Here is a 19760-nt window from a genome sequence, read left to right on the forward strand (position 1 = left end):
GGACAACGGCTCTGCCTACATCGACCACCGTACGCGCAGCTTTGCCCGCGAGTTGGGTCTGGAACCGTTGACGACGCCTGTTCGTTCGCCGCAGAGTAAGGAGTAGGCTTCATATTGCACCTTGTCCGGTAGCTCAAGCGGTTATAAAGGTTGGTGGTGTTGCTTTACGTCCTCCTGTGCCCCTCAAAAGCACGACGTCACCGAGAGGTTCGTACAGGCATCTGTGATCGTGCCCGTAAATCTGGCGCTTCAAAAGACCTTGCCGCCCCCATTGATGGATGGTGGTCTGGCTAACTTCCAACTGCGCAGCGAGTTCTGCACCGGTAAGCAGGCCGAGCGAGCGCAGTCGCTCAAATCGGCTTCGAAGGCTGTAGGTCGTCCGAATCAGTGCAACCTTCCTGGCAGTAAATCTCTGATGTTGCCAGTTCGTATGCCCGAGTTCATTGAGCCGCGTAGCGACCTCCTGATCTGTATACGTCTCCAGAAGCTCATCGATGACCGACACGACAGCCGGTTGTGTTTTGCGAACAAGTGCCATGGATTTGGGTTTGTCGACGTCGAGTGACGTCGTGCAGCCTCCTCGGAAGCGCACGTGAATCGAGACCCTCTCCGACTTTATCAAAGTAACGTCTTCAATCAAGAGTCCGAGCATACGCTTTCGTTCGACGGATTCGACACGCTTGTCGTTCCAAAGGTTAGCGAAGTCATCGGCGAGAACGCGGATGCGAGTGCGGGCCTCATCGCCGAGTAAGTTCTGGTCTGACTGTCGTAGGCGATCGTGTTCTTGTTGTAATGCGTCGAGCCGACGAAGCCGATCGTTCCAGTCGGCCTCAAGCGTATCGGCAACCATCCGGTTTGCGGGGTCGACATTCATATAACGACGACGGGCGAGTTCTGCTTCGTAACGCGCTCGCTCCAGCTGTTTCAAACGCATGGAGTTGGCTTGCTCAATACGCTCGGCGATCTCGTCTTCGACTGCGAGCGCTACTTCGATGGCGGCTGGTCTGACCGTCTCGATGAGTAATAGACTAATGGCATCGTCGATCGCACTCCCCCGTACAGACTGGCACGGCTCACCCGCATCGTGAGCGGCAACATCGTGACAGACGTAGTATGGTTCTAGTCTTGCGCTGACCCTCTGATAGCGAACACGCATGCGATTGCCGCATCGGCCGCAAATGACACGCCCCTGTAGCAGCCCGCCCCGGCGGTCGGTCAAACTCCTCCGGGTATGGTCACTTCAAACTCCCCCACCTGACGACCGTCGGCTGAGCCACTAAAGCTGCCGGGAGAGGTGTTGCAGGACGTCTATCTTCATCTCCTTCGCACAAGAAGGAGTTCAGGGAGTGAACGTCTTGAAGCCGCACTTGCAAAGCACCGTATTCACATTACTCGAACGCAACAAGAGCCAGCGCCAGATCGAGCGACTCACGGGCATCGACCGCAAGACGATCCGTCGCTATCAGGCGATCTTCGAGTCGGAGAAGTCCGCTGCAGCAAACTCCCCCACGGTGACCACCGGCTCTGAAACCGCCGAACCGCAAACTCCCCCACTGTCGCGACCACCGGCAACCGCCGATTCCAGTGCGGTCACAACGTTCAATTTCGCCCGCTCGGCAAGCGAACCGCATCGCGAATGGATCGAGCAGCAGGTCCGCCTGAGGCGCAACGCGCAGGCGATCTATCAGGATCTGGTCGACCAGTTCGGATTCGCCGCCAGCTACGAGAGCGTCAAGCGTTTCGTTCGCGCCTTGCGCCACATTGATCCCGAGCAGTTCGACCGTCTTGAGTTTGCCCCTGGCGAAGAAGCGCAGGTCGACTATGGCGAAGGCGCACTGACCCGCGATCCGAGGACCGGCCGGTACCGGCGCCCGCGGTTGTTCGTCATGACGCTTCGATATTCGCGGCGCAGTTTCCGGTGCGTGGTCTGGAAATCCAGCAAGCAGGTCTGGGCCCAGCTCCACGAGGACGCCTTCCGCTACTTCGGCGGCGCTGTCAGCTATGTCGTCCTGGACAATCTCCGGGAAGGCGTCATCACGCCCGACCTGTACGAACCCGAGATCAACCGGCTCTATGAGGCGATGCTCGAGCATTACGGTGTCGTCGCCGACCCTGCCCGCGTACGCGACCCGAATCGAAAGGGGACTGTCGAGAACGCGATTCAACACACGCAGGGCACCGCGCTGGCCGGCCGCCGTTTCGAGTCGATCGAGGCCCAGAACGAATTCCTGATGCACTGGGAGGCGAACTGGGCGGCCAAACGCATCCATGGCAGCACCCGGCGACAGGTCGAAGCCATGTTCCAGGAGGAGAGGCCGCATCTGCGGCCGTTGCCGACCACCGGCTTTCGCTACTTCACGGAGGTGTGCGTACCGTCTGGGACGATACCACTGTCAACATCGATCGCAGCAACTATGCGGCACGACCTGCACCGATCGGCAGTCTCGTTTCAGTGCGCATCTACGATTGCACCATCGAGATTCGCGACCGCCGTACGCAGGCGTTGCTGCGCACCCATTCTCGCGCCCTGCAGGCCGGTTCGCTTGCACTGCCTGAAGACGAACGCCCGTTCAATCCGTCCCGCCAGAGCGCCTTCCTGCTCGCGAGCGCTGGCGACATCGGGTCGCAAACAAAGGCGCTGTGCCAGCACATGTTTGACAGTGAAGGTCGCGTTGGCCACCGCGCCATGTGGGGCATCGTCGGTCTGGCGAAGAAATATCCCTCCCGGCTTGTCGAACAGGCCTGCGATCACGCCTTACGTCATCACGTCTACCGCTACAAACAGGTGCGCGCGATCGTCGAGCGGCTGTTCGAGCAGGCACTCGAGCGTCTCGATCAGGCACCGCAACTCGAGCTGCCTCTCACGCAGGAACACCCGCTGATCCGTCCTGCCGCCGAATACGGCGAACTCTTTACCCTCGGTGCGCAGCACGGCACCGAACCTCAACCTCCAACTGGAGAAACACAGGTATGAGCATGACATTACCGGAAATCGAACGGGCTCTCGGACAGCTTCGCCTGTCCGGCGTGCGTGACACGCTCGAAACGCGCGTGCTGCAGGCACAAAGCTCCCAGCAGGCGTTTCTTGAAACCTTCGCACTGATCCTGCAGGACGAACTAGATCGCCGCCAGTCACGGCTCATCGAACGCCGCTACAAGCTCTCCGGCCTCGAAGAGAAACTCACGCTCGCCGAATTCGACTGGGGCTTCAATCCCAAAGTGCCTCGCCAGGCCTGCTTCCAGCTGCACGCGCTGAAGTTCATCGCCGCCGGCGACAACGCGCTGATCATCGGTAAACCAGGCACCGGGAAATCGCACGTCGCGAAGGCCATCGCCTATCAGGCCGTCCTGCAAGGCCACAAAGTTCAGTATCTTGAAACCGACGACTTCTTTAATCGTTACGCGCTGAGCCCGACTGCTCAGCGCGAAGCCCGGCTGCGGGCCATTCTCGAGAGCGATCTGCTCGTACTGGACGACCTGTTCCTGTCGCGTACGATTCCCGACGCCGCCGGCGCGCTGCTGCAAACCCTGATCCATCAACGCTACAAACTGCATCGCAGCGTTCTCGTCACGTCCAATCGCGTTGTGCAGGATTGGGGCGCATACCTTGGCGACAATACGATGAGCACCACGATCCTCGACCGGCTCATGCACCACTGCCACCTGCTCGAGTTCGACGGCCGCAGCTACCGCCTCAAAGAAGCCGCTGAAACGCTTGCGCGGAAATCGAAAACCAGCTAAATAAAATCCTTAGTCCTGCTCTACAGGGTGGGGGAATTTACGCGACCATAAGTGGGGGAGTTTCAACTGACCGTCCGGGTTTGAACGCGGCGATCACCGGCCTGAAGTTCTTCTTCGGTACGACGCTCGCTCAAGAAGCGTTGATGGCGAAGATGCGTCCGATTTATCTCCCGCGTACCTTGCCGGTCATACTCAGCCGCGAAGAAGTTGGGCGGCTGATCGCGGCGGCGACCAACCTGAAGCATCAAACGGCGCTGGCGCTCGCCTACGGAACGGGATTAAGCGCCAGCGAGGTAACAGCCCTGAAGGTCGGTGACATCGATAGCGAGCGTATGACGCTGCGCGTTGAGCAGGGCAAAGGCCAGAAGGACAGATATGCCATGCTGTCGCCGATCCTGCTTGAGCGTTTGCGGGTCTGGTGGCGGGTTGCACGAGCTCAGGGAAAGATGCTCGACGGAGGCTGGTTGTTTCCCGGACTTAACCCGACCGAACCGCTCAGCACCCGTCAGCTTAACCGAGCGGTTCATGCTGCAGCCGAGGCTGCGGGAATCGACAAGCGCGTGTCCATGCATACGTTGCGGCACAGCTTTGCCACGCATCTGCTGGAGCAGAAGGTCGATATCCGGGTGATCCAGGTCATGCTCGGACACAAGAAGCTTGAGACCACAGCGCTTTATGCCCAGGTTGCACGTGCGCCGCTTGGCACGCTCAATGACGAAGAACGCAGCGCATTTGCGAAACTCGTTAAACCCTTGCTGCGCAACGCTCAGTAATCTGCATGGCCTCGAAACTGGAATTCGTGCGTTTTCCCGCTCCTGATGGCGTCAACGGCTGGTGGGAGACTCTTCTACCGGCGCAGCAAGCTAAAAGCGTCGTTGGAGAACGTCACTTCGACTTTGCCGTGGTCGGCGGTGGCATTACCGGTTTATGTGCTGCCCGCCGGCTAGCGGAACTGGCGCCTGAGGCATCGATCGCGCTGATCGAAGCTGATCGTATCGGCCGGTCCACGGCGGGGCGCAACTCTGGGTTCTTCGTGGACCTGCCGCACGACATCAGTAGCGAAAGTTACTCACGCAGCGTCGAGGTCGACAAGGCGGATGTGCGGCTACAGCGACACGGCATCGACTACGTCCGTTCGACCGTGCGACAACATGGAATCGATTGCGACTGGCGCGATGACGGCAAGTTTCACGCGTCCGTTTATAAAAAGGGACACACGGCGCTCGAGCATTTTGCAGAGGGACTGGATCGTATTGACGAGCCGTACCAATGGCTTGATGAAGCGGCTATCACGAAAGTGACAGGCACACGTTTCTATCGAGGCGCGCTCTTCACGCCGGGTTGCAGCACGGTGCAGCCTGCCGCATTGATGCGCGGTCTTGCAGCGACACAGCCTGGGAACGTCAACGTGTTCGAATCGAGCGCAGTGACGAGCATGGGAACGGGCGGACAAGCCCGCGTTTTGGACTTCGCAGCAGGCAAGATCGTAGCGAAGCAGGTGATTCTTTGCACCAACGCGTATGCGGCCACGTTCGGCGGACATCCGAATGGTTTGCTGCCGGTGTATACCTTCGCATCGATGTCGCGCGTCATGAACGAAGACGAGGTCGCCAAGCTCGGCGGTCAGTCATCGTGGGCGCTAATCCCTGCCGATCCGATGGGAACCACCGTGCGCAGGCTTTCAACAAACCGCATATGTGTTCGCAATCATTTCGCGTTCAGGCCCGATCTCGCGGTCTCCGCGGCCGATCTCGCAAAAGCTAGGCATATGCATCAACGTTCTTTCGACCGCCGCTTTCCCATGCTCAAGAATGTTGAGTTGCAGTACACGTGGGGCGGCGCGCTGTGTCTTTCAGCGAACAATGGCGCGCTCTTCGGGCAGCGTAGCGATGGGGTGTTCGAAGCGGTTGGATGCAACGGCCTGGGTCTGAGCCGCGGATCGGCCGCGGGCAAGCTCATCGCTGAGTTTGCGTTGGGGCAATCGAACGTGTTGATTGAACAACTGCTCAAGCAACCGCACCCCCGATCGTTGCCCATGCGGCCGATTGCGGACGTCGCAGTATCGGCGGCAATCTGGATGAAGGAATTCTCGGCAGGCGCCGAGCTTTGAATCTCAAGGACATGAAATGGCAACGCATGAAGAATGGCAGCGAAGAGCAGCGAATCTCAAGCTCGACGGCAGAGCGTTCATCGCGGGAGAGCGTTCGGCTGCGCTGTCGAATGAAACTTTCAGCACGCTCAATCCATCGACCGGAAAGGTGCTCGCCAAAGTAGCGAAATGCGATACGAAAGACGTCGATCGCGCGGTTGTCGCCGCGCGCGTCGCCTTCCAGTCTGGCGTATGGTCGAAAGCTGCGCCATCGCAGAGAAAAGCTGTGCTCCTGCGGCTTGCGCAATTAGTCGACGAACATGCCGAAGAACTGGCGTTGCTCGAAGCGCTCGAAGCAGGTAAGCCGATTAGCGAATGCCTCGGACTTGACATTCCGGAATCCGCGGCCTGTATCCGCTGGCACGCGGAAGTCACTGACAAGCGTTACGATGCGCTTTCGCCCTCCGGAGCTAGCGTGGTGAGCATGATCACGCGCGAAGCCATTGGCGTGGTCGGTGCGGTACTGCCGTGGAATTTTCCGGCATTGATGCTCGCATGGAAGGTCGGGCCGGCGTTGTCCGTCGGCAATAGCGTGATCGTGAAGCCCGCCGAGCAGACGTCGCTGTCCACCCTACGTATCGCCGATCTCGCCGCTGAAGCAGGCCTGCCGCCAGGCGTGTTCAGCGTGGTGACAGGCTTTGGTGAGAGTGCGGGGCAGGCACTCGGCTGTCACGGCGATGTGGACCTAATCGCGTTCACAGGTTCAACCGAAACTGGCAAGCGCTTCCTGCGCTATTCGGCTGATACGAACCTCAAGCGCGTGGTGCTTGAATGCGGCGGCAAAAATCCGCAAGTGATCTTGCCTGATGTTGCGAATCTTGATCCCGTTGCTGAGCAGGCCGTCGCGGCAGCGTTCTGGAACATGGGCGAAAACTGTAGCGCGGGCTCGCGTATCCTCGTTCATCGTAGTCAGAAGGCGGAATTGTTGCGCAAGGTGCAAGGCGTACTGAAAGGTTGGCGCACAGGCAACCCGCTCGATCCGGACGTCAAGCTCGGTTCGCTAATCGAAAAAAAGCACTATGAGAAGGTGCTCGGTCACATCGAAAAAGCGAAGACGGAAGGCGCGCGGGTTGTGTGCGGTGGCAAAGCTACACTTTCCGAAACGGGCGGCTGGTTCGTCGAGCCGACCATCTTCGACAATGTCACGCCGGAGATGAGCATCGCGCGCGATGAAGTGTTTGGACCAGTCGTATGCTTCATCGAATACGACGATATAGACGATGCCGTTCAAATTGCCAACGACACATGCTATGGACTTGCAGCTTCTCTTTGGACCGACAACGTGAATCAAGCACACAAGATCGCGGCACGCATCCGTGCGGGCACGGTGACGGTGAACTGCTTCGGCGAAGGCGATTTGTCGACGCCTTTTGGCGGTTTTAAGCAATCTGGCTTTGGCGGAAGAGACAAGTCAGTCTGGGCACACGATCAATACTGCGAGCTTAAGACTACGTGGCTCAAGCTCGACTGAACCACTTTCTACCAGATCAGATCAGACGAGGCACTATGCGCTTTGGATTTATCGGCACCGGCACGATCACGCGGGCCGTCGTGACCGGAATGATTCGATTCGATGTTCCTTTCGAGAATATTGCCCTTTCGCCGCGCAATGCTGAGATCACGGGGAAGCTCGCAGGTCTCGATGCGCGCGTCACCGTCTGCAAGAGCAACCAGGACGTGCTGGATAGCTCGGACGTGGTCTGTCTTGCCGTCGTGCCGCAAGTCGCGTCCGATGTGCTCGGCGAACTCAAATTCGATGCGCGGCATCAGATAATCAGCTTCATGGCTGGCGTGTCAATCGAGCAAGTCTTTGGCATGGTGCGCACGGCTGCGAGCGTCGTACGCACGGTGCCATTGCCGGCGGTCGCGGAAGGCAAGGGCAGCACGGCTATTTGTCCGCCGAGCAAAATTTCGCGAGCGCTCTTTGCGCCGCTAGGTAAGGCGGTAGAAGTGGACACCGAACAACAGTTCGACGCATTGTCGGCGGTTACGGCGACCATGGCCAGTTTTTATGCGGTACTGGAAGAGCAAGCGGCGTGGCTCGTTCGCCAGGGGCTGCCGTATGATGCGGCCCGGTCGTTTTTGTCGGGCTACCATGTCGGGCTGGCACACGATACGACGCGAGGCGATCAACCGTTCTCTAAGATGATCGAAGAGTCGAGCACCCCCGGCGGCATAAACGAGCAGCTGAACGCCGAATTGCAGCAAAAGGGAATATTCGCCAGTTACTCAGAGGCCCTCGACCGGATCATGCGAAGAGTTCAGGGAAGGAACTAGGCCACGCGCTCGGCGCCCCCGGGGCGTATGCTGAACAATTGAAAAATTGGCACTAAGTTCGACAGCCCTTGCGAGACTCCTGGAAGGTGGTTCATATGCAGAAGAAACAGCAATTTGCCGACCGGCTTCTCGCGCAGATGCCGTCATTGCGAGCGCTCCGATGCTTCGTCACGGCGGCGCGCTACGAAAGCTTCACGCAGGCCGCCGAAGTGCTGTGCGTTACGCAGGCGGCGGTAAGCCGGCAGATCAAGGAGCTGGAAGACACGCTCGAAGTGCCGCTGTTCGAGCGCACAGGGCGTCATATTGCGCTAACGGATGCAGGCCGCATTCTCTACAACGCGTCCTACTTGTCGATCATGAATATTGCGGAAGCGGCGCAGGCCGTTCGACGTGTTGATCGTCATGCATTGACCGTCTGCATTTCTCATACATTTTCGGCGCTTTGGCTGTCGTCTCGATTGCCCGCATTCCGCCAGCGCTTTCCCAATATTCGCCTGCATGTGATGGTGACCGAGCACTTCATGGAACTTGACGATCTCATGGAGCCTGACATCATCATCACGAAGAACCCGACACGCGAGACGCAATACGAAGTTAAGCCCTTATTCCATGACATCGTTTATCCCGTGTGCAGCACGCAGTTTTACGAGCGGCACTTCCACGGGCGTTCGCTCAAGCCACTCGATCTTCTTGCGTTTCCCACGTTGAGCCTTTCCCTGCTGGGTCGCGCGCAGGTTTGCGAGCATGTGGACTGGCGCGTTTGGAAGAACTGGTATCAACAAGGTGATGGTTCCGATCGCCTTGACCAAGACGATAACTTCGAGAGCAACGACTACCGGCTGCTCGTCGCGCAGGCCGAAGCGGGCGAGGGCACGTTGCTTGGATGGCATCATCTCGTGCATCGTCAGGTCGAACAGAAAAAATTGGTGCGGCCCGTGAGTGATTCTCTTGTGTTCCACGACCGCCACCATTATTTAATCACGCATCGCAACGCTAAAGCGCGGCCCGAATATTTCCAGTTTCGCGAATGGCTCGACGAAGAGATTGACACGATGATGCGAGGCTGGCCGGGCGTGGAGACGGAACAGCCGCAGGTTTCGGTCTGATGCACGACCATGAGCGGTCGGTCTACATTCATGGTAGCAGCAGACCCGCTTCGCACTGGCATCGTGCTGTTACCGAACTTTACCCTAACGGCATTTTCGGGCTTCGTTTATGTGCTCAGACTCGCGAGCGATGAAGGCGACATGAGCAGGCCGGTTCGCTGCGCGTGGACCATCGTGGGCGAATCGAAAATTCCCATTAGGGCGAGTTGCGGCATTCAAATTACGCCGTGGGTGACGTTCGACGAAGCGCAAGCATTCGACTATATCGTGGTGGTTGGTGGCCTGCTGCATTCAGGCTCATCTGCAAGCGATGCGACGCTGCGTTTTCTGCGTTCCGCAGGCGACAGCGATGCCACGCTGGTTGGTATCTGCACGGGAGTCTTTGCACTTGCGCGAGCAAAGACACTAGTAGGCTATAAAGTCTGCGTGAGCTGGTTCCATTACTGGGATTTTATCGAACGCTTTCCAGAGGTCGATGAAAGCAGGTTGATCGCAGATCGCCTGTTCGTGATCGATCGAAGACGCATTACGTGCTCGGGAGGACGTGCATCCATTGATGTGGCGGTGGCCATCCTTTTACGACATGTGGAGGCGAGCGTCGTGCAGAAGGCGCTACGTATTTTGCTCGTCGACGATGCACAGAAAGGCAATGCGCCGCAGCCCCATCCACCAGGTATTCGGCCCGCGACGCATCCCAAGGTCAAGCGCGCCATCTTGTTGATGGAGCAGCACATAGGGCAGCCACTTTCGCTAAGCGAGATCGCAAAACGGCTCGAAATGTCAGTGCGTCAGCTCGAACGTCTCTTTAACCTGGAGACAGGGGAGTCGCCTTACGCTTATGGCCGACAGCTCCGTGTAAAAACTGCTTCATGGTTGTTGACCAGTTCTGATCGCACCGTCGCTGACATTGCGACCTCGTGTGGATTCTCCGATGCATCGCATCTAGGCCGTGAGTTCAGAAAGTTGCATGGCGAATCACCTCGCGATTACCGCACGCGCCATCACTCCGACGCCGCACCGGCTCCCGTTCACCTTTAAAAACTAGACTGCTCGACCATGTCACCTCAGAACGAAACGCTGCAACCGTGGCCGCTTGCCGGTCTTCGAGAGAAAGACGGTCGCCGCTGGTACGCGATCGCCGAAAGCGACTGGCGGCCGATGATGATCGGCGACACAATTTTGTCCGGTTTCTTCTGGATACCTGTAACGAGCGATGAGACCGGCGCCTGGAGCAGCTACTGGATGCGTCTTTCCGCAGGCGCTCGCTCCATGCGCCATCAACACCACAGCACCGAACTGATCATGGTGCTGGAAGGTGTCTTCACCGATGACGATGGCGCTGAGTTTCTTCCCGGCCAGACCGTGTCGTATCCAGCGGGCTCGCGACATAGCACGTACTCGGCGAAGGGCTGCACGGTGCTTGTCGTCGAAGGCGAGGCTTCGTCGATTGTATTGAAATGAACGTGCGTCACCGTTCGCATCAATCGCCAACTTGAAGGAGGGCGCCTAAGAACGCCTCGTTTAAGCGAATGAAAACTGCGTCGACTCGAAACAGGGGATACCGGCGGCTCATCCCTTCCATGAACGCCTTGGTGGATTTCGAAGCGGCCGTCCGTCTCGGGAGTTTCACCTTGGCCGCCAACGAGTTGGGGGTGACGCAAGCAGCCGTTAGCCGACAGATCAAGGCGCTGGAAGAGACGCTGGGAGCCCTGCTTTTTCGTCGCTTGCATCGCGCAATTGAGCCCACGGACGCGGGTAGCGAATTGTATGTGGTCGTTGCCGAGTCGATGAAAAAGATTGCGGGTGTGTACGACCGATTAGCAAGCGCGCGAACGCAGCAGGAGTTTGTACTTGCTACCACATCCGCGTTCTCGCATCTGCGCCTTCTTCCACGTCTAGCACAGCTGAAAAAAGCGCTGCCGGACTTACGGCTCCAACTCACGACCCAAATGTTCACCGCCGACCTTCAACACAAGGATATCGATGTCGCAGTTCGCTTTGGAAACGGCGCGTGGGCAGACGGAGCGGCGACTCTTTTATTCGATGAAGAAGTTTTTCCCGTGTGTTCTCCCGACTGGCTGCGCTCACAAGGTGCGTGTGAATCGATCGACGAGATAGCGCAAGCACCGCTCATCGAATCCGATGCGACATCCGAGGGCTGGATGAAGTGGGAAGAATGGTTTCTTGCGCTAGGTCACCGGCGTGTACGCTTAGACTTCGCATTGCGGTGCACGCTTTACACGGACGCCATTCAGGCGGCTCGATATGGACAAGGCATCGCACTCGGATGGGGCCGTCTGGTACATGACCTTCTGAAGTCCGGAGACCTCGTCAGGCTGTCGGCGGCGACGTACAAATCTACGGATTCGTACTACGTCTTCGTGCCTCACGGCCGCACTATAACGCCCGCTCTGGATCACTTGATCGAAGGACTGCGCTCCGATGCCTAGAGCGTTGTGTTTTGGTTTCCATTGACTTACGCATGATCCAAAGTAATCTCAACGTGAAAAATTTGCGCGTTGACGTCGCTTCTCGACAAACGAATACTCCGCACATGCGGGAGCATGAGCTCAATAAACATCGTGTGGAGAAAGACCGTGTCTGAGATTCAAATAATTTCCCATGGGGACTTAATTCGTAGCCGCAGTCCTGGGCACGGCATGGCCGGTGCATTGTTCAGTCGCGAAGACGTGTTCGAGAAAGACCTCGAGGTCTTCTTCCATAAGCATTGGATTCTCGCAGGCGTGACAGCGGACGTACCGGAACCGGGCGACGTATCGACGATCGATATCGGCAGGGCGTCGATTATCATCGTTCGGGACGATGACAAGGATATCCGCACTTACCGGAACGTTTGCCGCCATCGCGGAGCGCGCCTCAAGGAACCGGGGAAGTCGTCGGTGGGCATGCTCGTCTGTCCTTATCACCAATGGACTTACGACTTGGACGGCATGCTTCGACACGCGGCGCACATGGGGAAAGACTTCGACTTGACCTGCCGCAGCTTGATTCCCGTGCACACGAAGGTGATAGGAACGCACATTTTTGTATGCCTGGCCGAAGACGCACCGGAAGATATCGCGACGCTCGATCAAGCGATGACTGCGCGATTCGCGCCATTCGATTTGCAAAACACGAAGATTGCATTCGAGCAGGAGATCGTGGAGAAGGGCAACTGGAAGCTCGTGATCGAGAACAACCGCGAGTGTTACCACTGCCAAGCGACGCATCCTGAGCTGACAGCCTCGTTTCTGCCGGAAGACTTCGGCTATTGTCCCGAGAACCTCAGCGAAGAGTCTCTCGGCGCGCTTGCGGACTACAAGCAGCGCAATGCCCTCTGCCAAGCCAGCTGGCAGCGGGACGGGTTCATTAGCGAAGCTATTGAGCGGCTCGACGAAAAAGCAGTGACGCAGTTTCGCATGCAGCAACTAGTCATTGCCGGTGCGGGCGAATCGCAGACGCTTAGTACCAAAGTCGCCAGCACCCGACTTTTCGGTTCGCTCACCCGCCGTGACCTCGGTGACCAGCATCTTTGGACTCACAACTCATGGACGCATGTTATGAGTGACCACGCCGTCGTCTCCTACATCATTCCGCTCGCCGCCGATAAGACGTTGGTGCGTTCGAAGTGGCTGGTTCACGCCAATGCCGTCGAAGGTGTCGACTATGACGTCGAAGAGATGACTGAAGTCTGGTTTGCGACGAACTTGCAGGACAAGCATTTGGTAGAGATCACGCACAAGGGTACGCAGGATCCGGCATATAGACCAGGTACTTTCTCTCCATTTACGGAAACGTATGTCGAACAGTTTTCGCGATGGTATGCCGCCAGGTTAAGCGCCCACGACGTTTAGCCTAATATCGAGTTTGGAAACAATTGTTGAATTTCTCAGCCGTATTCATTTTCAATTGCAGAGGGCCGCGTCGCGCCCGGTCAATGCTCGCTCAAATTGCGGCGGCGACGAGGAGCAGCTTCGATTACGATACGGCCAAAGCCTTTGTCATACGCCTGTCGAAGATCATATGATTTAGAGGCGTTAACAAAATGACGTTCGCAGTTGTCGCCAGCATATGATGCAGCAGGCGATTTTCATGAAGGCCTCGTGGATGAAAGCGAGCCGTTCGAAGCGGATGCGTAGCCGGCGAAAGTTGTGAAGCCATGAAATGGTTCGCTCCACGACTCAGCGAGTTTTACCCAGCCCGCTGCCGTGAGGCTGACCGCGCAGAGCGATTTCTGTCGCAATGCCTGAACGCCGCGATCACCGGCCTGAAGTTTTTCTTCGGTACGACGCTCGCTCAAGAAGCGTTGATGGCGAAGATGCGTCCGATTTATCTTCCGCGTACGTTGCCCATCATACTCAGCCGCGAAGAAGTTGGGCGGCTGATCGCGGCGGCGACCAACCTGAAGCATCAAACGGCGCTGGCGCTCGCCTACGGAACGGGATTAAGCGCCAGCGAGGTAACAGCCCTGAAGGTCGGTGACATCGATAGCGAGCGTATGACGCTGCGCGTTGAGCAGGGCAAAGGCCAGAAGGACAGATATGCCATGCTGTCGCCGATCCTGCTTGAGCGTTTGCGGGTCTGGTGGCGGGTTGCACGAGCTCAGGGAAAGATGCTCGACGGAGGCTGGTTGTTTCCCGGACTTAACCCGACCGAACCGCTCAGCACCCGTCAGCTTAACCGAGCGGTTCATGCTGCAGCCGAGGCTGCGGGAATCGACAAGCGCGTGTCCATGCATACGTTGCGGCACAGCTTTGCCACGCATCTGCTGGAGCAGAAGGTCGATATCCGGGTGATCCAGGTCATGCTCGGGCACAAGAAGCTTGAGACCACAGCGCTTTATGCCCAGGTTGCCACCGATATTCTGCGCGAGGTGGTTAGCCCTCTCGAGAGTTTGCGTACTGAGTAGCTGTCATCGTGGCGCATTGCGCGCTTGAGGTCGCAGACGTCTTCCGCTCTCTTGGTCCAGCGTGGCATCGCTCCGCTAATCTGAGCCTCGGGCAGCTGAAGGTCATGTCCGCAATCGAACAGTGCCGCACCGCGGCGCTGGGAGGGCACCTGCTGCGCTGCGACGGATGCGCGGCGATCGAAGTCGCCTACAACTCGTGCCGCAACAGACATTGCCCACGGTGAGTTAGGCTGAAGAAATTGGAGATCAATGTTTCGTAGAATGAGCGAAACGGAGATCAAATGAATCGAGTACCGAAGGGCACCTATACGAAGGAATTTCGCGAGCAGGCGGTGAGGCTCGTGGTTGTTGACGGGCTCACACAGCGCGAAGCGGCCAGCCGTTTGTCTTTGTCGGTCAAGACACTGGGTGCCTGGGTTGTTGCTGAACGCAAAGGTACGTTGGCCAAAGTCGGTGAGACGCAAAAGCCGCAAAGCGAGCTCGAAGCGGAGTTGGCGCGGGTGAAGCGAGAGCTTGCAACAGTCATGATGGAGCGAGATGTTCTAAAAAAAGCGACGGCGCGTTCAATTGGTGAACGCAACACCCATGCTGGCATCTAGTTTATCTGCTGGCGTCATGAAACCTAATGTCTTTCGGGGTCGTTGATTCAGTTCTAAGGCAATTCTGTTCAGATCGCCCTGCGAGTATCCGGCCAAGCTGGTGCCTTTGGGGAAGTATTGCCGGAGCAATCCGTTGGTATTCTCGTTCGTGCCACGTTGCCACGGGCTTTGTGGATCGCAAAAATAGACCTGCACGTCGGTCGCAACTGTGAATTGCTTGTGCTTTGCGAGTTCCATGCCCCGGTCCCATGTGACCGATCGGCGCAGCTCCACAGGCAACTTGCGCACCTGTTTGCTCAGCGCCGACACGACGCTTTCAGTGTCCTTGCCCTTCACCTTCACCTTCACGAGGATGGTGAAGCGCGAATAACGTTCAACCAGCGTCGCGATGTGTGTATTGTTTGAGCCGCTTAGCAAGTCGCCTTCCCAGTGCCCCGGAACAGCCCGGTCTTCGGCTTCGGCGGGCCGCTCGCGGATTGATACCGCATCAATGATCTGTCCGCGCGGTTGTCCCTTTGCTGACGCTTTCTTCGAACGTCGCATCATTCGACGCGTGCGCAGATGCTTCATCAGTTCTGCTTTCAGCACTCCACGGGTTTGAATGAACAGACTGCGGTAAATCGTTTCGTGCGAGACCTGCATTGATTCATCGTCGGGATATTGCTGCTTTAACCAGCCGGCGATCTGCTGTGGCGCCCATTTCAGTTGCAGCTTCCTGGCGACTAGTCGACGCAATTTAGCGTTGACGGCAAGGCGGCAGCGCTTCGGTCGCTTGGCCCTATCCCAGGCGCTTGCGTCAGCCAGCGCCGCCCTGTAATTGTTCAGGCCGCCATGCCGTGCCACTTCACGACTGATCGTCGACGGCGACCGACCGAGGCTCGCCGCGATCTGACGGATTGATACGTCTGCATGGACGCCACGCGAGATTTCTTCTCTCTCAGCAAGCGTTAGCACTCTGGTCGACCGTTTCCTCATCATCGGCATAATGCCGCCGTGCGGCCGCACGATCGCGTGAATCGACGCCGCGTGCTTGCCTAACGAGCGGCCGATGTCGCTTAGCGACTCACCATCTTTCCATCTTTGCCACAACAACGTCTTTTGTGCAGGCGATAGCCCGCATCTTCTCTTTTGATTCACCTACGTTTCCTCCTGGGCCGACATTAGACCAGAAGGTGTTGCAACGACCGGTTGAACGCGCCACGGTCTATTTCGCGAAGGAGTCGCGGTGAAATACGACCGGATCGAAGCAATGCGACATGACTATCCGATCGCACTGCTATGTCGGGTGTTCGAGGTGGGAGCCAGTAGCTATTACGCTTGGCGTCGACGTGCTGAGTCGCCACGTGCACAGGAGAACGCACGGCTTGAAGTTGAAATTGCTGCAGCCCATGAACGAACCCGGCACACTTATGGCCGCGAGCGGCTGCAAGCCGATTTGCAGGATCACGGCGTGCGAGTTGGTCTTCATCGCATCAGGCGCATTCGCTCCAAACTGGGACTTCGCTGTAAGCAGAAGCGCAAGTTTAGAAATACAACGGATTCCAAGCACGATCTGCCAGTCGCACCGAATTTGCTGGAACGCAATTTCGACATGAGCGCGCCGAACCAGGCTTGGGTAAGTGATATCACTTACTTATGGACCGATGAAGGCTGGTTGTATCTTGCCGGCATCAAGGACCTCTTCAACGGCGAATTGGTCGGCTACGCCATGAGCGAACGGATGACTCGCAGCTTGGTGATGCAAGCGCTTTTCAGCGCGGTGTCGCTCAAACGGCCACAAGCTGGACTGATTGTTCATTCCGATCGCGGCGCTCAATACTGCTCGCACGATTATCGGGATCTGACAAAACAGTTCGACGTGACGGTGTCGATGAGCCGCAAGGGCGATTGCTACGACAACGCACCAATGGAAAGTTTCTGGGGGTCGCTCAAAAACGAACTCGTGCATCACTGCCGGTTCGAGACACGCGCTGAGGCTCGACAGGCCGTCACTGAATACATCGAGATCTTTTACAACCGGCAGCGAAAGCAGGCCCGTCTTGGCTATCTATCTCCTGCCGCCTTCACACAACGATTTTATAAGATGCAACTTGCAGCCTAGGCCATTGCTCTCCACGATTGACGACCGACCTCACGGTGCCAGGCTGGCGCGGCGCGTCGCTGGCTGGAAGCGCGCGAGGCCGATCTCCTGCCCGTCGAGTACTACCACGTGGTCTTCACGCTACCCGCTGCGATCAGCGCGATTGCGTATTACAACAAGACCGTCATCTACGAACGAAGGCGCACCAATTCCTGCTGCCGCGTTGCTCGTGCTTTTTGATCCGCTAACGTGTGCCAGCACGACACCCGAGAACAAGCGTGTCTCATCCGGTATGGAGCTGGAACTCTACATTTGCCGCAGCATTGCTCAGGCACACAACGGCACCATCGACGTCGTGTCGGACGGCAACGAGACGGTATTTACGGTCAAAATTCCGAGGACGTCGCCGCCGAGCAGTTCAGTCTGAGTTTGGACTAGACGATGCCTCCTTGCGCGCGTTTGAGTAGCGCCTCGAATTCCTCCGGCGTGCCAATGTCGAATTCGTGGGTGTTGAGCGTCAGCCGCACGATGCGTCCAGTGCGGCCTTGCCGCCAGGCAAGCGCGGCGCGCGCTACCGTTGGTCCGATTGCTTGCGCAAGCGGCACGACGAATTCGCCAGTAAAGCCCCGATCGTCCGCGACGCCGGGCATCGTGAACGACACGGCGCTTATCCGCGTGCGGTCAGCTCGCACCAGTTGATAAAACTGGCTCAGTTCGCGTTGATAGTTCGGGCTGAACACCGCTTCGTCGACCGTTGAACGCACTAGCGTCAAACGCAGCGTAGCGATGTGTTCCATCATCCCCCTCCTTGATGATCGAACGAACCGTGATTTGAATATGGCAGTACTAAGACGCACGATGCCGAGGCGTCGTGTATGTCATGCCAGTCCGAAGAACGGAATCCGTTTTTGTTAACGTTGGCCAATTTTATTAATGGGTTTTTAACTCAAGCGCTCGCGCAGACCCAAGGTGTCCACGCGAAGCGAGGCTCAGTCTAGCAGGTTGGGCATCGGCCTTTGCTTGCTCTCGATGTTGATCTTCGCGAGCCAAGATAGCGTTACAAAGGTGCTACAGGAACTGCGCGCCACTCAGTTTGGTAGACTCGTTTTCGTCGCGGTGGGTCTTTTGAAAACAGCAGGATTGTCCTATCAATATGGCGATCGAAGATAGGACAATCAGACCGGTCAGTACGCACGACGCGCTCGCGCTTTGCGTATTCCCTAAGTCTCCGATGCAGGACGCTAGCGCGAAGCCCCAACCCAGCGGCTTTAAACAATGCTTAGGCTCGACGAAGTAGCAAATAGTGAAGGTTTCCCCGAGCGATGCGATGTCGCGATAATTGGCGGTGGCATCATTGGTGTCAGCGCGGCGTATGAATTGGTACGACGCGGCGTATCGGTGGTTCTGCTCGAAAAAGGTGTCATCGGCGGCGAACAGTCGGGGCGCAATTGGGGCTGGGTGCGTCAGCAGAATCGCGATCTCTACGAGTTGCCCCTCGCGATGCACAGCCTGAAACGATGGAGCGAACTGAGCGAAGAACTGGGCGAGGACATCGGCTTTCGAAGGGCCGGCATTCTTTACGGCACAGAGCATCAGTCTGACCTTGCGCAATGGGAATCGTGGCTGGTCCGCGCGCGCGAAGTCGGTTTTAGCAGCGAGATCCTCAGCGCACGCGCACTGGCCGCGCGCACTCCGTCTGGCCGCGCGAAGTGGGCGGGCGGCCTGTGGTCGGCGACGGATGGCCGCGGGGAACCGTCGAAAGCCGCACCGGCGATCGCGCGCGGCGCGCAAAGGCTCGGCGCGAAGGTATATCAAAATTGCGCGGTAAGAACGCTCGACATGAGTGCCGGCCGAGTTTCCGGTATCTGGACCGAGCGCGGTCTGCTCGCCGCCGATACCGTGGTCCTTGCGGGAGGCGCGTGGAGCGCGCTCTTCTGTCAGCATCATGGCATCGACTTGCCTGCCATCAACGTAATAGGCACGGCGTTGCGAACCGCCGAGGCGCCGCAGGTCATCGATGGCTGTTTCTCCGGGCCTGAGTTCGCGCTCAGGCGCAGGCTGGACGGCGGCTACACCATCGCCGTGCCCGGGTACGGACGCGTGGAACTCGCGCCACAGAACCTGCGGCATTCGATCAAGTTCCGAACCATGTTTCGCAGCAAGTTAAAGAAGAAACTAAAGATCCGCGTCGGCTCCAGTTTCTTTCACGGACCAGAGGCCGGTGCGGACTGGCGCGACGACGACGTGTCTCCGTTCGAAAGAATGCGCGTGCTGGATCCCGAACCAGATAGAGAATGGCTCCAACGTGCGCTGGAAAATGTCGCGAGCGTGTTTCCAACGTTGTCGGGCTTACGGATCGCACATGCATGGGCCGGTGCGATTGACACCACGCCGGATCTCATTCCAGTCATTTCAAAGGTCGATGCAAAACCCGGTCTCGTGATCGCGTCTGGCTTTAGCGGGCACGGTTTTGGGTTGGGGCCTGGCGCGGGTTTGCTCGCGAGCCAACTGGTGTTAGACGAGGCGCCAGATTTCGACATTGGGCGCTACCGATTGGCCCGCTTCACCGACGGCACGAAGCTCACTCATCCACAAATGATGTAAGGCGGACCGTCAATAAGGACAACTAATTAAAATGCGTTAAATTATATTATGTCAGGTTCGCTGTTTATTGCATGATGCTTGCCAGGTCAACGCCATGTACCATGAAGGTTATTGAGAACTGCTCCTGCTGCGCGAGAGCCGAGTGTTCTCCTGACTCGTCCCATACTCCACTTCGGTCGCTGTAACGACGCCAGCTTTCGCACCGTCAAGGTCTACGCGCACCGTGCCTTCGATGAGACATGTCCAGTAGCGTTGGCCGCGGCACCATAGCTTGACGCCGTTACGAGCGTCTCGC

17 protein-coding genes and 6 pseudogenes are annotated in these 19760 nt (G+C 57.7%); 18 read left to right on the top strand and 5 right to left on the bottom strand.

Annotation, left to right across the window (positions count from 1 at the left end; translation table 11 throughout):
• Positions 1 to 133: 133 nt before the first annotated feature.
• Entirely contained in the window at positions 134 to 1219 is a 1086-nt protein-coding gene (locus tag QCE79_RS37560; protein WP_309853759.1) for a recombinase zinc beta ribbon domain-containing protein, read from the bottom strand.
• Positions 1220 to 1346: 127 nt separating this feature from the next.
• On the opposite strand from QCE79_RS37560, the pseudogene istA reads away from it, so the two are divergent.
• From istA to QCE79_RS37615, 11 genes and pseudogenes are all read left to right on the top strand, one after another.
• Positions 1347 to 2974, top strand: a pseudogene (istA, locus tag QCE79_RS37565) (IS21 family transposase).
• Entirely contained in the window at positions 2971 to 3741 is a 771-nt protein-coding gene (gene istB / locus QCE79_RS37570; protein WP_309853760.1) for an IS21-like element helper ATPase IstB, read from the top strand. The pseudogene istA and the gene istB overlap by 4 nt, the downstream one beginning before the upstream one ends.
• An 80-nt stretch (positions 3742 to 3821) precedes the next feature.
• On the top strand, positions 3822 to 4514 hold the full coding sequence (locus QCE79_RS37575; RefSeq protein WP_309853762.1) for a tyrosine-type recombinase/integrase: 693 nt from the start codon (positions 3822 to 3824) through the stop codon (positions 4512 to 4514).
• A 5-nt stretch (positions 4515 to 4519) separates the two neighbouring features.
• Positions 4520 to 5851 carry an FAD-binding oxidoreductase gene (locus tag QCE79_RS37580; protein ID WP_309853765.1) on the top strand — a complete coding sequence of 444 codons (1332 nt, stop codon included), beginning with the start codon at positions 4520 to 4522 and terminating at the stop codon, positions 5849 to 5851.
• 16 nt (positions 5852 to 5867) lie between these two features.
• Positions 5868 to 7361 carry an aldehyde dehydrogenase gene (locus QCE79_RS37585; protein WP_309853768.1) on the top strand — a complete coding sequence of 498 codons (1494 nt, stop codon included), beginning with the start codon at positions 5868 to 5870 and terminating at the stop codon, positions 7359 to 7361.
• 35 nt (positions 7362 to 7396) lie between these two features.
• Positions 7397 to 8167, top strand: coding sequence for a pyrroline-5-carboxylate reductase (locus QCE79_RS37590; protein ID WP_309853771.1), 771 nt, complete (start codon positions 7397 to 7399; stop codon positions 8165 to 8167).
• 95 nt (positions 8168 to 8262) lie between these two features.
• Positions 8263 to 9273, top strand: a complete 1011-nt coding sequence (locus QCE79_RS37595; protein WP_309853776.1) for a LysR family transcriptional regulator — start codon at positions 8263 to 8265, stop codon at positions 9271 to 9273.
• Positions 9274 to 9303: 30 nt separating this feature from the next.
• Positions 9304 to 10311, top strand: coding sequence for a GlxA family transcriptional regulator (locus QCE79_RS37600; protein ID WP_309853780.1), 1008 nt, complete (start codon positions 9304 to 9306; stop codon positions 10309 to 10311).
• 18 nt (positions 10312 to 10329) lie between these two features.
• Positions 10330 to 10734 (top strand): cupin domain-containing protein, encoded by a 405-nt coding sequence (locus tag QCE79_RS37605; protein ID WP_309853783.1) that lies wholly within the window; start codon positions 10330 to 10332, stop codon positions 10732 to 10734.
• Between the two features lie 119 nt (positions 10735 to 10853).
• Entirely contained in the window at positions 10854 to 11723 is an 870-nt protein-coding gene (locus tag QCE79_RS37610; RefSeq protein ID WP_309853786.1) for a LysR substrate-binding domain-containing protein, read from the top strand.
• Between the two features lie 147 nt (positions 11724 to 11870).
• Complete coding sequence (locus tag QCE79_RS37615; protein ID WP_309853790.1) at positions 11871 to 13127, top strand: aromatic ring-hydroxylating dioxygenase subunit alpha; 1257 nt, start codon at positions 11871 to 11873, stop codon at positions 13125 to 13127.
• Between the two features lie 183 nt (positions 13128 to 13310).
• Here QCE79_RS37615 and QCE79_RS37620 read toward each other — a convergent pair.
• Positions 13311 to 13529 (bottom strand): annotated as a pseudogene (locus tag QCE79_RS37620) (transposase); the annotation flags it as partial.
• Here QCE79_RS37620 and QCE79_RS37625 point away from each other — a divergent pair.
• The 3 genes and pseudogenes from QCE79_RS37625 to QCE79_RS37635 all read left to right on the top strand — a co-directional run.
• A pseudogene (locus tag QCE79_RS37625) lies at positions 13520 to 14182 on the top strand (tyrosine-type recombinase/integrase); the annotation flags it as partial. The pseudogenes QCE79_RS37620 and QCE79_RS37625 overlap by 10 nt on opposite strands.
• Before the next feature lie 8 nt (positions 14183 to 14190).
• A pseudogene (locus QCE79_RS37630) lies at positions 14191 to 14403 on the top strand (transposase zinc-binding domain-containing protein); the annotation flags it as partial.
• 60 nt (positions 14404 to 14463) lie between these two features.
• Positions 14464 to 14781 (top strand): transposase, encoded by a 318-nt coding sequence (locus tag QCE79_RS37635; protein ID WP_309853792.1) that lies wholly within the window; start codon positions 14464 to 14466, stop codon positions 14779 to 14781.
• Here the strand turns inward: QCE79_RS37635 and QCE79_RS37640 are convergent.
• Entirely contained in the window at positions 14746 to 15918 is a 1173-nt protein-coding gene (locus QCE79_RS37640) for an IS30 family transposase (RefSeq protein WP_309853794.1), read from the bottom strand. The genes QCE79_RS37635 and QCE79_RS37640 overlap by 36 nt on opposite strands.
• Positions 15919 to 15982: 64 nt before the next feature.
• Here QCE79_RS37640 and QCE79_RS37645 point away from each other — a divergent pair.
• The 3 genes and pseudogenes from QCE79_RS37645 to QCE79_RS39680 all read left to right on the top strand — a co-directional run.
• Positions 15983 to 16882: pseudogene (locus tag QCE79_RS37645) on the top strand (IS3 family transposase); the annotation flags it as partial.
• Positions 16883 to 16918: 36 nt separating this feature from the next.
• A pseudogene (locus QCE79_RS37650) lies at positions 16919 to 17056 on the top strand (transposase zinc-binding domain-containing protein); the annotation flags it as partial.
• Positions 17057 to 17090: 34 nt separating this feature from the next.
• Positions 17091 to 17288 (top strand): ATP-binding protein, encoded by a 198-nt coding sequence (locus QCE79_RS39680; RefSeq protein ID WP_404989507.1) that lies wholly within the window; start codon positions 17091 to 17093, stop codon positions 17286 to 17288.
• 7 nt (positions 17289 to 17295) lie between these two features.
• Here the strand turns inward: QCE79_RS39680 and QCE79_RS37655 are convergent, their stop codons facing one another.
• Entirely contained in the window at positions 17296 to 17661 is a 366-nt protein-coding gene (locus QCE79_RS37655; RefSeq protein ID WP_309853796.1) for a hypothetical protein, read from the bottom strand.
• A gap of 475 nt (positions 17662 to 18136) precedes the next feature.
• On the opposite strand from QCE79_RS37655, the gene QCE79_RS37660 reads away from it, so the two are divergent.
• Positions 18137 to 19465, top strand: a complete 1329-nt coding sequence (locus QCE79_RS37660) for an FAD-binding oxidoreductase (RefSeq protein ID WP_309853799.1) — start codon at positions 18137 to 18139, stop codon at positions 19463 to 19465.
• A gap of 108 nt (positions 19466 to 19573) precedes the next feature.
• Here the strand turns inward: QCE79_RS37660 and QCE79_RS37665 are convergent.
• Positions 19574 to 19760 (bottom strand): ProQ/FINO family protein (locus QCE79_RS37665; RefSeq protein ID WP_309853802.1); only part of this gene is annotated, 187 nt, incomplete at its 5' end.

Origin of the sequence: Caballeronia sp. LZ003, from assembly GCF_031451465.1 — a bacterium.
In the GTDB taxonomy this organism is placed as follows: Bacteria; Pseudomonadota; Gammaproteobacteria; order Burkholderiales; family Burkholderiaceae; genus Caballeronia.